The sequence below is a fragment of the Sphingomonas sp. genome (genome assembly GCF_035317925.1).
Taxonomy (GTDB): domain Bacteria; phylum Pseudomonadota; class Alphaproteobacteria; order Sphingomonadales; family Sphingomonadaceae; genus Sphingomonas_I.
Map to the genome: position 1 here is coordinate 1 of NZ_DATHFV010000229.1, position 13439 is coordinate 13439.

Sequence of the window (13439 nt, forward strand, 5' to 3'; positions counted from 1 at the left end):
CCCTCGGCTCGCGGCTAAAATCGGCAATGCGTCAGAAGAGAGATTGGTGGGTCCGCCGGGACTCGAACCCGGGACCTCTCGATTAAAAGTCGCTTGCTCTACCAACTGAGCTACGGACCCGACCGGCGACCGCTCCTATGGACGGGGCGGGGCCGGGTCAACCGTGCGAGATGCTGCCGGACGGTATCATGACCCGGAATTCGCCATTCGGGTGCGATCTGATTGAGCGGATCGAGCGCGAATACCCGCTCGGTCAGGTGGCGATGCGGAATATAAAGGGCCGTGCTCGACCAGCGTCCGCCCGACCAGAGCAATATATCAAGGTCGAGCACCCGCGAACCCCATCTCTGTCCGCCGCGCCGGCCGAAACGGCGCTCGATCGCCTTCAAGTCTTTCAGCAGGTCGGGCGGCGACAGCGGGCTCTCGATCAGGGCGGCCGCGTTGGCGAACGTCCGAAGCGAGGGGCCGATCGGCGCCGTCTCGATAATTGCCGATGCCGCGACCGGCTTGAGCTCCGCCAAGACCGCATTGAGGATCGCACAGGGCGCGCCATAGCGGCCGTGCGGCTGGTTGGAGCCGAGGCCGATCGCGTAAAGGTGGATCACTCCGCCCGTGCCGCCTCGATATAGAGTTCGCGCAGCCGGCGGGTGATCGGGCCGGGTTTGCCGTCGCCGATCGACTGGCCGTCGATCATGACGACCGGCAGCACGAAATTGGATGCGCTGGTCAGGATCGCTTCGCTGGCGCGCAGCGCTTCGTCGACCGTGAACAGCCGTTCTTCGACTTTCACCCCGTCACGCTCGGCGATCATCAGTACTGCCTTGCGTGTGCAGCCGGGCAGGATCGCCTGGCTATTGGGGCGCGTGACCAGCGTACCCTCGGCAGTCACGATCAGGGCAGAGGACGACGCACCCTCGGTCACGAAGCCCTCGCCATCGACCAGCCAGGCCTCCTGCGCACCCGCGGCGGCGGCTTCGCGTTTGGCGAGCACCTGGCCGAGCAGCATGATGCTCTTGATGTCGCGTCGCGCCCAGCGCGGGTCGGCAATCGTTTTTATCGCGATGCCGGTCTTCGCCGTCGGGCGGTCGAGCACGTCGCCTGCCTGGGTGAACATGAACAGGGTCGGGTCGGTCGAAGGCGCGAGGAAATCGCGTTCGGCCGGGCCGCCGGTTAGCTGGAAATAGACGCCGCCCTGATCGAGCCGGTTGCGCGCGATCAATTCGCGCTGGGCGGCCTCGATCTCGGTGGTCGAGATCGGCAGTGTCAGGTCGAGCCCGGCGGCTGATCGCTCAAACCGCGCGAGATGCGCTTGGCTGTCGATCAATTTGCCGTCGAGCACGGCGGTGAATTCGTAGATGCCGTCGGCGAACAGAAAGCCGCGGTCCTGCGCCGAGACCTTGGCCTCGGCGAGCGGCACGAAATCGCCGTTGAGCCAGGCGATCCGCTCCATCAGACGTCCTGTACCAGCCGCCCGTACAATTCGGGGCGGCGGTCGCGGAAGAAGCCGAAGGCGGCGCGGTGGCGCTTGACCCGATCGAGGTCGAGCGTGGCGGTGATCACGCCTTCTTCCTCGCGATCGAGCTCGGCGATTATGTCGCCGCGTTCGTCGGTGATGAAGCTGGTGCCGTAGAAGGTCTGGCCATGTTCGGTGCCGACGCGGTTCGCGGCAACGATCGGCACGACGTTGGAGACAGCATGGCCGACCATCGCGCGGCGCCACAATCGGGCGGTGTCGAGGCCTTCGTCATGCGGTTCGCTGCCGATCGCGGTCGGGTAGAACAGAACCTCCGCGCCCATCAGCATCATCGCGCGCGCGGTTTCGGGATACCATTGGTCCCAGCATACGCCGACGCCGAGCTTCGTGCCCGCGCCGTCCCAAACCTTGAAGCCGGTATTGCCGGGCCGGAAATAGAATTTCTCCTCATAGCCCGGCCCGTCGGGAATGTGGCTTTTGCGATAGACGCCCTGGACCTTGCCGTCGGGGCCGATCATCGCGAGCGAATTGTAGTAATGCGGCCCGTCGGCCTCGAAGAAGCTGGTCGGGATCGACACCTTGAGCTCGGCGGCGAGCTTCTGCATCGCCAGTACCGCCTTATGCTCGGCGGTCGGCTTGGCGTTGGCGAACAGACCTTCGTCCTCGACCCGGCAGAAATAGGGGCCTTCGAACAATTCCGGCGGCAGGATCACCTGCGCGCCCTTGGCCGCCGCCTCGCGAACGCGCGCCGCAACCTTGGCGATGTTCGCGTCGATATCCTCGCCGAAAGCGAGCTGGATCGCGGCGACGGTGATTTCGGTCATGCGCACGGTACCTGCTGGCTGATGCAGTGGAAGCTGCCCCCACCGGTGAGGATATGGTCGGCCCGAAGCCCGATCGCAACGCGCCCTGGGAAAAGCGCGCCGATCGCCGCGACGGCGGCGACATCATTGGGCGCGCCATATTGCGGCACCGCCACGGCGGCGTTGCCGATATAGAAGTTCATGTAGGATGCCGGGATCGCCTCATCCTCGACCTCGACCAGGCCCGGAGAGGGAAGGGTGACGACCTCGACCCCGAAGGCGCGGGCGCGCGCCGCCGCATCGCGATAGACATCGGCATTGGGATCATCTTCGGCCGGTTCGGGCAGCGCCAGCCGCCCGGGCGCGACGAAGCGCGCGAGATTGTCGACGTGGCCATCGGTGTGATCGTTGGCGAGACCGTCGCCCAGCCAAAGCAGCCGCTCGATGCCGATTCCGGCCTTCAGCCCGCGCTCGATATCCTCGCGCAACAGGCCGGGATTGCGGTTGGGGTTGAGCAGACACTGCTCGGTGGTGACGGCAAGCCCGGTGCCGTCGACGTCGATCGCGCCGCCTTCCAGCACCCAGTCATGCACATCGACCGCGAAGCCGGCCGCCTCCGCCAGCCGCCCGCCGACGCCTTCGTCGCCGGGCAGATGATATTTGCCGCCCCACCAGTTGAAGCCGAACCGCGCGGCGCGGCGGCCATCGGGTCCAGTCGTGACGATCGCGCCGGTGTCGCGCAGCCAGATGTCGCCGAACGGCTGTACCTGCACTTCGGCGGCGTCACCCGCCAGCGCGCGCGCCGCGGCTGCGGAGGCCTCGTCGGCCGCGACCAGGATCACGCGCTCGCCGCGCCCGTCGGCATGGACCGCGCGCGCGAATGCGACCACTTCGTCGCGCGCCGGCGCCAGGTCGTCCTCCCACAATTCGGGATGACTCGGGAAGCCGATCCACACCGCATCGTGCGGCATCCATTCGGCGGGTTGACGCTGGGACATGACGAACCTTGGCTAAAGCGGAATGCGCGCCAGATGGCGGAGCATGATTACAGGCGCAAGTGGAGCTTCTTGCTATTGCCCCCGCCACAAATTTCCTGAACCATGGTCCGGGCAAATTTTCGGGGGATTACGGTGGTTAAGGGGGCGTTGGCGGTTTGTTTGGTGTGCGCGTTCGCGGTTGGGGCAGGTGCGGAGGACAAGAAGCCGGTCGAAGGGGGCAAGCCGACGATGGCGGAGCTGTTCGGCCATCGCGAGCAGGTCAGGCACATGCAATTGTCGCCCGACGGCAAGCATGCCGTGTTCGTGGCGCCGGGGCCGGGCATGGTCACCTATGCCGGCGTGATCGATGTCGAGACGCGCGAAATGCACGCCGCCGGTCGGGACGACGGCAAGCCGCTTAGCATTACGTCCTGCGGCTGGGCCTCCAACACCCGGATCGTCTGCCAGGAAGCGGGCACGATCTTCGATCATAATCCGCCGCTGCCGATCACGCGCACGATCGCGGTCGATATGGACGGCAAGCATCCGCTCTACATCGGGCGGAAGCCGGGCGTCGACGCGCTACGCATCAGCCAGTTCGACGGCGATATTGTCGACTGGGGCAATGGCGACGGCACGATCCTGATGTCGCGGGACTATGTCCCTCAAAGCGGCAACGGCGTGGCCATTGCCGAGGGCGATGACGGGTTGGGGGTCGATCGCGTCGACACCGCAACCGGTCGCGGCGTCAATGTCGAACGCGCCGTCAAGACCGCGACCTTCTTCCTGTCCGACGGTCAGGGCAATGTCCGCATCCGCGCCGGGGCGGAAATAGACGGGAGCGGCACACTCACCGGCACGATGACCTATTTGTACCGGCAGGCAGGCGACCGTCAGTGGCGGATCTTCTCCCGCACGAAATCGGGCGGCAACGATTTTACACCGATCGCGGTCGATGGCACGCGCAACGTGGCCTATGCGGTCAAGACGCTCGACGGACGCGACTCGCTCTATAGCGTGGCGCTCGACGGCAGCTTCAAGGCGGATCTGGTCGCGAGCAATCCCGAGGTCGATGTCAACGATATCGCGACGATCGGCCGGCACGGCCGCGTGATCGGCGCCTCCTACACGACCGACCGGGACCAGACCGATTATTTCGATCCCGATTACAAGAAGCTGCACGCGGCACTTGTCCGCGCGATGCCGCAAATGCCGCTGATCGAATTCCTGAGCGCCAGCGCGGACGAGCAGAAACTGCTCGTTTTCATGGGCAGCGACACCGATGCCGGCCACTATTACCTCTTCGACCGGACCAATCACCATCTCGATCCGTTGCTCGATGCGCGTCCGGCGCTGGGCGACATGCCGATGGCGCCGATGCGCACCGTCACTTTCAAGGCTGCCGACGGCACCGTCATCCCGGCCTATCTGACGCTTCCGATCGGCGGCAGCGGCAGGGGCCTGCCCGCGATCGTGATGCCGCATGGCGGCCCGTCCGCGCGTGACAGTTGGGGCTTCGACTGGCTCGTCCAGTTCTTCGCCCAGCGCGGCTATGCGGTGCTGCAGCCCGAATATCGTGGGTCGAGCGGCTATGGCGACGCCTTCTACAAGAATAACGGCTTCCACAGCTGGCAGACCGCGATGGCGGATATCTGCGATGCCGGGCGTTGGCTGGTCCACGAAGGGATTGCGGACCCGTCCAAGCTCGCGATCGTCGGCTGGTCCTATGGCGGCTATGCGGCGCTGCAGACCAACGTTGTCGAACCTGGCCTGTTCAAGGCGGTCGTCGCGATCGCGCCGGTGACCGATCTCGGCATGATGAAGAGCGCGTCCTGGGAATATACGGACAGCCAGCTGGTGCGCGACATGATCGGATCGGGCGCCGTCGTCGGCCTGGGATCGCCCGCGCGCCATGCCGATCATATCCAGGCGCCGGTTTTGATGTTCCATGGCGATCACGACATGAATGTCGGCATCGATCAATCGCGCGCGATGGACGCGGCGCTGCGCAAGGCCGGAAAGCACAGTACGCTCGTGGTGTTTCCGGGGCTCGACCACCAGCTCAACGACAGCGATGCGCGCACCAAGATGCTCGATCAGTCGGACGCTTTCTTGCGCGCTTCGATGGGGATGTAGCGACACGACGCGTGTCCGACGCGCGAATACTCGGAACATAGGTTTTTTGGGGGACCACGTTCATGCAGTCTAATTTCCTGACACTCGCGCTCTATGCCTTGCTCGGAGGCGTGTCCGTTGCGGCCATGGCCGCCGAACCGGCGCCGATGTCGCGCGAGCAGGCCGCCAAGATGTTCGGCGCACGGCCTGCGATCTTCCAGATGTCGCTGTCGCCCGACGGCAAGCGTATCGCTTATGTTGGCGCGGCCGCAGGCCAGGCCAGCGTTGTGATGGTCGGCGATCTTGTGAAGGGTGAGCTGACGCCAATCACCTACAGCGACAACAAGCCGCAAAATCTGTATTCCTGCGGCTGGTCGGACGTGGACCGGCTGGTTTGCACCACCTACGGCCAAGCGCTCATCAACAATTACCGGCTCTCGTTCACGCGCCTGTTCGCGGTCGATGCTGATGGCAAGAATATCCGGGCGCTGGGTGCGTTCGTGCCCAGCAATCCACGGCGCCTCAATCAATATGACGGCGAGGTGATCGATTGGCTCGACGTCAAGGGCCGGATACTAATCTCACGCGATCACATTCAGGGCGAGACGACCGGCACGATGGTGGCCGGTAGCGTCGACGGGATCGGCGTGGATTTGGTCGATACGCGCACCAACGTCGCGCGATCGGTCGAACGCGCGCGCGCCAACGCCAGCAGCTTCATCACCGACGGCAAGGGCAATGTCCGCATCATGGGCCTGCGCCGCATGGATGCCACTGGCTATCAGATCACCGGCGAGCAAGCATTCCAGTATCGCGCGCGCACCGGTGGACCCTGGGCCCCGCTTGGGGTCTATGACGAGGTCGCCGATCGCGGCACCTGGCCGCTTGCGGTCGATCCGGTTTCGAACAGCGTGTACGCGCTCAAACAGAAGGACGGGCGCGACGCGCTCTATCGGATCGCGCTCGACGGCTCGCTCAGGGAAGATCTGGTCCTCGATAATCCGCGCGTCGACATCGACAATGTGCTGGTGCTCAACCAGCGCGTGATCGGGGCCCATTATACCGCGGACAGGCGGGTGGGCGTGTATTTCGATCCTACCTACCAGCACCTGGTTGAGCAGATTGGTCGCGTCCTGCCCAAATTGCCGCTGATCGATATCGTCGATGGCACGCCTGACGAAAGCAAGCTCTTGATCAGGGCAAGCAGCGACACCGATGAAGGGCGCTTCTATATATACGAGAAGTCGACCCATGCGCTGCAGCAGCTCATGTCGGTGCGGCCGCAGGCCGAAGGGCACAATCTCGCGGCCGTGCGCTCGATCACCTATAAGACCTTCGATGGCGTGGACGTGCCTGCTTATCTGACCCTGCCGCCCGGCAGTTCAGGCAAAAATCTGCCCGCGATCGTGATGCCGCACGGCGGCCCCGGCTCGCGCGACGTATGGGGCTTCGACTGGCTGGCACAGTTCTTCGCGGCGCGTGGCTTCGCCGTGATCCAGCCGGAATTCCGGGGCTCGACCGGCTTCGGCGAGAACTGGTTCGTCAATAACGGCTTCAAGTCGTGGAAAACCGCGATCGGGGACGTGAACGCGGCGGGCAGGTGGCTGGTTGCCCAAGGGATTGCCGATCCCGCCCATCTGGGCATCTTCGGCTGGTCCTATGGCGGCTATGCAGCGCTGCAATCCAACGTGCTGGACCCGGACCTGTTCAAGGCCGTCGTGGCAGTGGCACCGGTGACCGATCTCTACATGCTGCGCCATCAGAGCGAGGGTTTCACCAACGAGAATGTCAGCAAGAAATTCATCGGCAATGCAGAGCTGGACGCCGCGTCGCCGGCGCGGAACGCTGCCGCGTTCAAGGCGCCCGTACTGATGTTCCACGGTACCAACGACTTGAATGTCGGGTTCGCTGAATCCGAAGCGATGGACAACGCGCTCCGCCGTGCCGGCAAGCAGAGCGAACTGGTGCGCTATCCCGGATTGGACCACCAGCTTCCGGACAGCGCGGTGCGGGCCGATATGCTCGGCAAGGCGGATGCTTTTCTGCGCAAATCGATGGGGATGCCGGACAGCTGATACGAAAAGAGGCGGCCGTTCCCGGCCGCCTCTTTGTTTCGTTGAATGAATCGAACGGATCAGCGCGAATAGAATTCGACGACCAGGTTCGGCTCCATCTTCACCGGATAAGGCACCTCGTCGAGCGTGGGCACGCGGACATAGGTGACCTTCGACGCACCGTCGGCGGCGACATAATCCGGAATCTCGCGCTCGCTGAGGCCCTGGGCTTCCATGACCAAAGCCATTTCCTGCGCCTTCGGCCCGAGCGTCAGTTCGTCGCCCGGCTTCACCAGGCGGCTGGAGATGTTGCACTTCACGCCGTTGACGCGGATGTGGCCGTGGCTGACCAGCTGGCGGGCCGACCAGATAGTCGGGGCGAACTTGGCGCGATAGACGACTGCGTCGAGGCGGCGCTCGAGCAGGCCGATCAGGTTCTGACCGGTGTCGCCCTTCATGCGGGCGGCCTCGGTATAGGCCTTCTTGAACTGCTTCTCGGTGACGTCGCCGTAATAGCCCTTGAGCTTCTGCTTCGCCTTCAGCTGGATACCGAAGTCGGAGACCTTGCCCTTGCGGCGCTGGCCGTGCTGGCCGGGACCATATTCGCGCTTGTTTACAGGCGACTTCGGACGGCCCCAGATATTCTCGCCCATGCGGCGGTCGAGCTTGTACTTGGCGCTAGAGCGCTTCGACATGATGTCGTTCCTTCAATTGCGTTGTGCCCGGGCTAAAAGCCCAAGCGAATACCCGGAACCGCGCTGCTGATTCTCGAAGGGAGAGGGCAGGGCCGCCGCTTCACCGGATGTGCGGAGCCAATTGCGAGGCGCAGCCTCTGGCGGAAAGAGGCCGTCAAGTCAAGTTAGGTACGGTTAGTTGCCGCTGCTGCCAGGGGCACCCCGGTTGCCGGCTTGATCGCGATTGAGCGCGTGGTCATTGGCGAGCCTGTTCTCTGTGTCGATCTCCCGCCAATGGGCTTTGGTGAGGCAGATCGTCTTGCCCGGCATGATGCTGCCCGTCCGCATGAAATAGCGACAGCTCGGCTTTTCTGCGGGGGCCGGGGCGGATGCGGCCGAAGCCGGAGCCGGATCGGCGGTTTGTGCGGGCAGCGCGGCCGGCATGGCGCACAGGGTGAAAAAAACGATCAATCCACGCATGACGTGCATTCTCCGATCAGAATCAGAACTATAATTTACGCCATTTACGCCGCCAGAGGGAGCGAAGCTTCCCCAAAATGCTTTCGATCCGGCGCTGCGTCGCGGAGGCCGGGCCGGATCGCCGCGGTTTAGTTGCCCGGGCCCATGCCACCGCTGGAGTTGCGGCGGGCGTTGCTGAACTGCTCGGCGGCCTTCTGGTTGGCGGCGTCGATCTGAACCCATTCGTCCTTGGTATGGCAGACGCGGGTCCCCATGATCGATCCAGTTGCCTCCTCGCGGCGGCAAATCTTCTTTTCCTTGGCCGGGTTCTCAGCGGCGGCGGGAGTCGTTGTCTGGGCAAACAGCGCACCGGGGACGGCGCACGCGACGGCAAGCACGATCAGTCGACGCATTATTCGGAATTCCTTGTAGTGAATCGGGTGCCCCAAGCCATTGAACCATAGCGATTTACTGCAATGCGGTAAAGTCCAGGGCGCGTCCGTTCACAGCTTTTCTGGACAGGCGCGGACGTCCGGCGCAAGGCGACGCCATGACCAATATGCTTTCTCCCGAACAATGCGAGACGATGGCCGAGGTGCGCGCCGGCGTCGATCAGACCGACCGTGAGTTGGTCGCCTTGCTGGCCCGGCGCTTCGGATTCATGGACGCCGCCGCGCGCATCAAACCCGATCGCGCGACGGTGCGCGACGAGGTGCGCAAGGCTGAAGTGATCGACAATGTCCGCGGTCACGCCCGCGCCGCGGGGATCCCTGAAGCTGTGATAGCCGCGCTCTGGGAAACCCTGGTCGAGGGCTCGATCGCCTACGAGTTCGAGCGTTTCGACGCGTTGCGTGTGGACGCTTCCGCCCGCTGAGGCCCGCGCGGCCGATCGATTGCCGACAATACGCCGCGCAAGGTACGCACTTCCTGTGCATTCCAGCCTGGCTTGGTCAGCAGCGTGCGTAGGGTGCGTTTGACGGTGGGCGCCCGATCCGGCGGAAAGAAATAGCCGACCCCTTCCAGCATCGCATCCAATTGGCCGATCATGCCGTCTAGCTCCTCCTGGCTCGCGGGAGTGCCAAGATCGGTCACGGGCGGCTGGCTGAGGCCGGCGCCCTTGGACCATTCATACGCGACCAGGATCACCGCCTGAGCCAGGTTGAGCGAGCCGAATTCGGGATTGATCGGCACGGTCAGGATCGTGCGCGCGACCGCGACATCGTCGGTCGCCAGCCCCGATCGCTCGGGCCCGAACAGGATCGCGCTGCCGCCGGGCTCGGATCGGATTGCGATGGCGGCCTCGTCCGGCCGCACCACCGGCTTGGTCACGCCGCGCTTGCGTACCGTGGTGGCATAGACATGCGCGCAATCGGCGACCGCGTCGGCGACATTCTCGAACAGCTTCGCATTCTGAAGCACGATATCCGCGCCCGAAGCCGCCGGGCCTGCATCGGGATTGGGCCAGCCATCGCGCGGGCTTACAAGCCGCAGGTCGGTCAGCCCGAAATTGAGCATCGCCCGCGCCGCCTTGCCGATATTCTGCGCGAGCTGCGGGCGGACGAGGACAATGGCGGGAGGGGGGACCTCCGTCACTCGCCTTCCTGTTCCGCCACGCTTCCGGCGAAATCCTCGAAATCCTTGGCTTCGCGGAAATTCTTATAGACGCTGGCGAAGCGGATATAGGCGACGCTGTCGAGCTGTTGCAGCCCATCCATCACCATCTCGCCGACGCGCGCGGCATCGACTTCGCTGTCGCCGCTCGTCTCCAACTGTCGCTGGATCGACGAGACCAGCCGCTCGATCTGATCGACCGTCACCGGCCGCTTGCGCGCCGCGATCGAGATCGAACGCTCAAGCTTGCTGCGGTCGAATTGCTGACGGTCGCCATCTTTCTTGACCACGGTCAGCTCGCGCAATTGCACCCGTTCGAACGTCGAGAAGCGCGCGCCGCAGCTTTCGCACTGGCGGCGACGGCGGATCGAAGCGCCATCCTCGGTCGGACGGCTATCCTTGACCTGGCTGTCCGCGTGGAAACAAAAAGGGCAGCGCACCTATGCGGCCCTCCGGGCAGTCCGCACCGGCCCGCACCCCCACCCGGCCTCCCATTCAGGATACCGTAGTTGGGAGGCCGGGTGGGGGTGCGGGCCGGTGCGGACCCCAAACAAGACGCGCAATTACAGCTCCGGGTAGATGGGGAAGCGCGCGGTCAGTGCCTTCACCCGTTCGCTGACATTGGCTTCGATCTGCGCGTCGCCCTGCTCGCCATTCTTGCGCAGGCCATCGAGCACATCGGCGATCATGTCGGCGATGTCGCGGAACTCGGCGACGCCGAAGCCGCGCGTCGTGCCGGCAGGCGAACCGACGCGGATGCCGCTGGTCTTGACCGGGGGCAGCGGGTCGAACGGGATGCCGTTCTTGTTGCAGGTGATACCGCAGCGTTCGAGCGCCTCGTCCGCATCGCGGCCGGTCACGCCGAGCGGGCTGAGATCGACCAAAGCCAGATGCGTGTCGGTGCCGCCCGACACGATTTCCGCGCCACGCTCCTTCAGCCGTGCCGCCAGCGCCTTGGCATTGTCGATCACTGCACGCGAATAGACTTTGAACGACGGGTCGAGCGCCTCGCCGAATGCCACGGCCTTGGCGGCGATGACGTGCATCAGCGGGCCGCCCTGCAGGCCGGGGAACACCGCCGAGTTGATCTTCTTCGCGATCGCCTCGTCGTCGGTCATCACCATGCCGCCGCGCGGGCCGCGCAACGTCTTGTGGGTGGTGGTGGTGACGACATCGGCATGGCCGAACGGGGTCGGGTGGACCCCACCCGCAACCAGGCCGGCGAAATGCGCCATATCGACCATGAAGATCGCCCCGACCGCATCCGCGATCTGGCGGAAGCGCGCGAAATCGATGTGGCGCGGATAGGCCGAACCGCCGGTGATGATCAAAGTCGGCTTATGCTCGCGCGCCATCGCTTCGACCGCATCATAGTCGATCAGGTGCGTGTCGCGGGTCACGCCGTACTGGACCGCGTTGAACCACTTGCCCGACATCGCCGCACGGGCACCGTGGGTGAGGTGGCCGCCGGCGTCGAGGCTGAGGCCCATGATCGTGTCGCCGGGCTTGGTCAGCGCCAGCATCACCGCACCGTTGGCCTGCGCGCCCGAATGCGGCTGGACGTTGGCGAAACCGCAATTGAAGAGCTGCTTGGCGCGATCGATCGCGAGCTGTTCGACCGTGTCGGACGGCGCGCAGCCCTGATAATAACGCTTGCCGGGATAACCCTCGGCATATTTGTTGGTGAAGACGCTGCCCTGCGCTTCGAGTACCGCCTTGGAGACGATATTCTCGGACGCGATCAGCTCGATCTGGTCCTTCTCGCGCGCGACCTCGCGCTCCACGCCGGCGAACACGGCGGGATCGGTTTCGGCCAGGCCGCGCGAGAAAAAGCCACCACCGGTCACGTTTTCGTGACCGGCCCGTGTCGGCGTCTGGACGTCGTTGGCGGGCTTGCTGCTCATGCGGGCTCCTTGGCGAATTGGGAGAGTTTGGCAACGCGCGCCTGATGGCGGCCGCCTTCGAAACGGGCTTCGAGGAAAGCGTGGACGCAGCTCTTGGCCATGTCCTCGCCGATCAGGCGCGCGCCCATTGCGATGACGTTGGCGTCATTATGGTGGCGGGCGAGCTTGGCGGAGAAGGGCTCGGATACGAGCGCGCAACGCGCGGCCGGGTTGCGGTTGACCGCGATCGAGATGCCGATGCCCGAACCACAGAGCGCAATACCGAAATCGGCTTCGCCCCGTTCGATCGCATGGCCGAGCGCGTAGCCGTAATCGGGATAGTCGACCGATTCATGGCTGTGCGGACCGAGGTCGGTCACATGGTGGCCATGCTCGCGCAACCAGACGGCCAGAGTCGCCTTGAGGGCGATGGCTGCGTGATCGGAAGCGATGGCGATGCGCTCGGCCAACGGAGACTCCAGCGATTCGGGGCGGCACAAGCTGTAGTGTCCGCGCGCCAAACAGGCCAGTACTGGTTGCGAGCCAGACCAGAAGCATTTGCATCCACCATTATGCAATTCCTATGCGGCGGGTGCGGCGCCCCTCTCGCTAAAGAATGCGCCTCCCCCCTAATTGGACGGCGGTGACGCAAGGTTGCGCCGATCCGCGCGCCGGACGCTTTCTTCCGGCTCGAGCATTTCGATGTTCAACACGTCAATGGATGGGGGGCCTGGGCCGCTCACGACCTTGCTGGTCGGCCCCGATGATCATGGTCACTGGTTAGTACAGGAACAAGACGGCGCGCTCGAGGGCAGCTTCGTCTCACAGGCGGCCGCGCTGCAATTCGCCCGCTGGGAACGCCACGCTTATCCGCATGCCCGCGTCGAGCTGAGCGCGACACCGCTCGTCCCGCGCCTCGCGCCCTGATCCTCATGGCGCCGGAAGGCTTCGATGTTGATGCTGATCCTGCTGGGCTTCGCCAGCGCGACCCTCATGCTGCTGTGCCGTGTCTGGCGCGACGACTGTCGCCGCCGGAAGGCGCTGCGCGATCAGCTCGACACACTGTCCTCTTGCGGCCGTGGTCGGCCTCGACGCCGCCACGGCTGAAGATCGTGGAGAATGACATGGTTGCCGATTTTTCCCCAGACCCGGACCCAGACGGATCGCCGTCATGGTCCGCTTATCCCCCGGCCGCGATCTGCCAGGCCTGGTCCCGCGATCCGGACGTGCTGCCCGGGCGCTTCGGCGACCGGCATATCTCGCGGCAGATCGACGATATGCTGATCGGCCTGCGCAAGGCCGGGCGGCGTGCGATCCGTATCCTGGATGTCGGCTGCGGCGATGGGGCCTGGCTGGTCGCGACCGTATTGCGCGCGCCGATGCTGGGCT

The 13439-nt window shown here is 64.7% G+C and carries 17 protein-coding genes and 1 tRNA gene; 6 read left to right on the forward strand and 12 right to left on the reverse strand.

Annotation, left to right across the window (positions count from 1 at the left end; translation table 11 throughout):
- Nucleotides 1-44: 44 nt before the first annotated feature.
- From VK533_RS16665 to VK533_RS16685, 5 genes are all read right to left on the reverse strand, one after another.
- Nucleotides 45-120, reverse strand: a tRNA-Lys gene (locus VK533_RS16665).
- Nucleotides 111-605 carry a 2-amino-4-hydroxy-6-hydroxymethyldihydropteridine diphosphokinase gene (folK, locus tag VK533_RS16670; RefSeq protein WP_414712327.1) on the reverse strand — a complete coding sequence of 165 codons (495 nt, stop codon included), beginning with the start codon at nucleotides 603-605 and terminating at the stop codon, nucleotides 111-113. The genes VK533_RS16665 and folK overlap by 10 nt, the downstream gene beginning before the upstream one ends.
- Nucleotides 602-1450 carry a D-amino-acid transaminase gene (locus VK533_RS16675; RefSeq protein WP_324379782.1) on the reverse strand — a complete coding sequence of 283 codons (849 nt, stop codon included), beginning with the start codon at nucleotides 1448-1450 and terminating at the stop codon, nucleotides 602-604. Before VK533_RS16675 ends, folK begins: the two co-directional genes overlap by 4 nt.
- Nucleotides 1450-2298: an N-carbamoylputrescine amidase gene (gene aguB, locus VK533_RS16680; RefSeq protein ID WP_324379784.1), complete on the reverse strand. Its 849-nt coding sequence runs from the start codon at nucleotides 2296-2298 to the stop codon at nucleotides 1450-1452. Before aguB ends, VK533_RS16675 begins: the two co-directional genes overlap by 1 nt.
- Nucleotides 2295-3275 (reverse strand): agmatine deiminase family protein, encoded by a 981-nt coding sequence (locus VK533_RS16685; RefSeq protein ID WP_324379786.1) that lies wholly within the window; start codon nucleotides 3273-3275, stop codon nucleotides 2295-2297. Before VK533_RS16685 ends, aguB begins: the two co-directional genes overlap by 4 nt.
- A 147-nt stretch (nucleotides 3276-3422) precedes the next feature.
- Between VK533_RS16685 and VK533_RS16690 the strand changes: the two genes are divergently transcribed.
- Together VK533_RS16690 and VK533_RS16695 are read left to right on the forward strand one after the other, a co-directional pair.
- Nucleotides 3423-5390: an alpha/beta hydrolase family protein gene (locus VK533_RS16690; RefSeq protein WP_324379787.1), complete on the forward strand. Its 1968-nt coding sequence runs from the start codon at nucleotides 3423-3425 to the stop codon at nucleotides 5388-5390.
- Between the two features lie 62 nt (nucleotides 5391-5452).
- Nucleotides 5453-7444, forward strand: a complete 1992-nt coding sequence (locus VK533_RS16695; RefSeq protein ID WP_324379789.1) for a S9 family peptidase — start codon at nucleotides 5453-5455, stop codon at nucleotides 7442-7444.
- Nucleotides 7445-7503: 59 nt separating this feature from the next.
- Here VK533_RS16695 and rpsD read toward each other — a convergent pair whose 3' ends face one another.
- The 3 genes from rpsD to VK533_RS16710 form a co-directional block, all read right to left on the reverse strand.
- Entirely contained in the window at nucleotides 7504-8118 is a 615-nt protein-coding gene (gene rpsD / locus VK533_RS16700) for a 30S ribosomal protein S4 (protein WP_324379791.1), read from the reverse strand.
- 174 nt (nucleotides 8119-8292) lie between these two features.
- Nucleotides 8293-8577 (reverse strand): hypothetical protein, encoded by a 285-nt coding sequence (locus VK533_RS16705; RefSeq protein ID WP_324379794.1) that lies wholly within the window; start codon nucleotides 8575-8577, stop codon nucleotides 8293-8295.
- A gap of 128 nt (nucleotides 8578-8705) precedes the next feature.
- Nucleotides 8706-8969 carry a hypothetical protein gene (locus VK533_RS16710; protein ID WP_324379796.1) on the reverse strand — a complete coding sequence of 88 codons (264 nt, stop codon included), beginning with the start codon at nucleotides 8967-8969 and terminating at the stop codon, nucleotides 8706-8708.
- 137 nt (nucleotides 8970-9106) lie between these two features.
- On the opposite strand from VK533_RS16710, the gene VK533_RS16715 reads away from it, so the two are divergent.
- Nucleotides 9107-9430 (forward strand): chorismate mutase, encoded by a 324-nt coding sequence (locus tag VK533_RS16715; protein WP_324379799.1) that lies wholly within the window; start codon nucleotides 9107-9109, stop codon nucleotides 9428-9430.
- On the opposite strand, the gene VK533_RS16720 is transcribed toward VK533_RS16715, so the two are convergent.
- The 4 genes from VK533_RS16720 to rpiB all read right to left on the reverse strand — a co-directional run bounded on the left by VK533_RS16720 (nucleotide 9379) and on the right by rpiB (nucleotide 12520).
- Entirely contained in the window at nucleotides 9379-10149 is a 771-nt protein-coding gene (locus tag VK533_RS16720) for an RNA methyltransferase (RefSeq protein WP_324379801.1), read from the reverse strand. The genes VK533_RS16715 and VK533_RS16720 overlap by 52 nt on opposite strands.
- Nucleotides 10146-10607, reverse strand: a complete 462-nt coding sequence (gene nrdR, locus VK533_RS16725) for a transcriptional regulator NrdR (protein ID WP_324379803.1) — start codon at nucleotides 10605-10607, stop codon at nucleotides 10146-10148. Before nrdR ends, VK533_RS16720 begins: the two co-directional genes overlap by 4 nt.
- Nucleotides 10608-10730: 123 nt before the next feature.
- Entirely contained in the window at nucleotides 10731-12071 is a 1341-nt protein-coding gene (gene glyA, locus VK533_RS16730) for a serine hydroxymethyltransferase (protein ID WP_324379806.1), read from the reverse strand.
- The gene (gene rpiB, locus VK533_RS16735; protein WP_324379808.1) at nucleotides 12068-12520 is read right to left on the reverse strand and encodes a ribose 5-phosphate isomerase B; all 453 of its coding nucleotides are present in this window, start codon (nucleotides 12518-12520) and stop codon (nucleotides 12068-12070) included. The genes glyA and rpiB overlap by 4 nt, the downstream gene beginning before the upstream one ends.
- Before the next feature lie 232 nt (nucleotides 12521-12752).
- Between rpiB and VK533_RS16740 the strand changes: the two genes are divergently transcribed.
- From VK533_RS16740 to VK533_RS16750, 3 genes are all read left to right on the forward strand, one after another.
- Nucleotides 12753-12977 carry a hypothetical protein gene (locus VK533_RS16740; RefSeq protein ID WP_324379810.1) on the forward strand — a complete coding sequence of 75 codons (225 nt, stop codon included), beginning with the start codon at nucleotides 12753-12755 and terminating at the stop codon, nucleotides 12975-12977.
- Nucleotides 12978-13001: 24 nt separating this feature from the next.
- Nucleotides 13002-13157 carry a hypothetical protein gene (locus VK533_RS16745; protein WP_324379811.1) on the forward strand — a complete coding sequence of 52 codons (156 nt, stop codon included), beginning with the start codon at nucleotides 13002-13004 and terminating at the stop codon, nucleotides 13155-13157.
- A gap of 17 nt (nucleotides 13158-13174) precedes the next feature.
- A partial coding sequence (locus tag VK533_RS16750) for a hypothetical protein (protein ID WP_324379813.1) occupies nucleotides 13175-13439 on the forward strand: 265 nt, incomplete at its 3' end.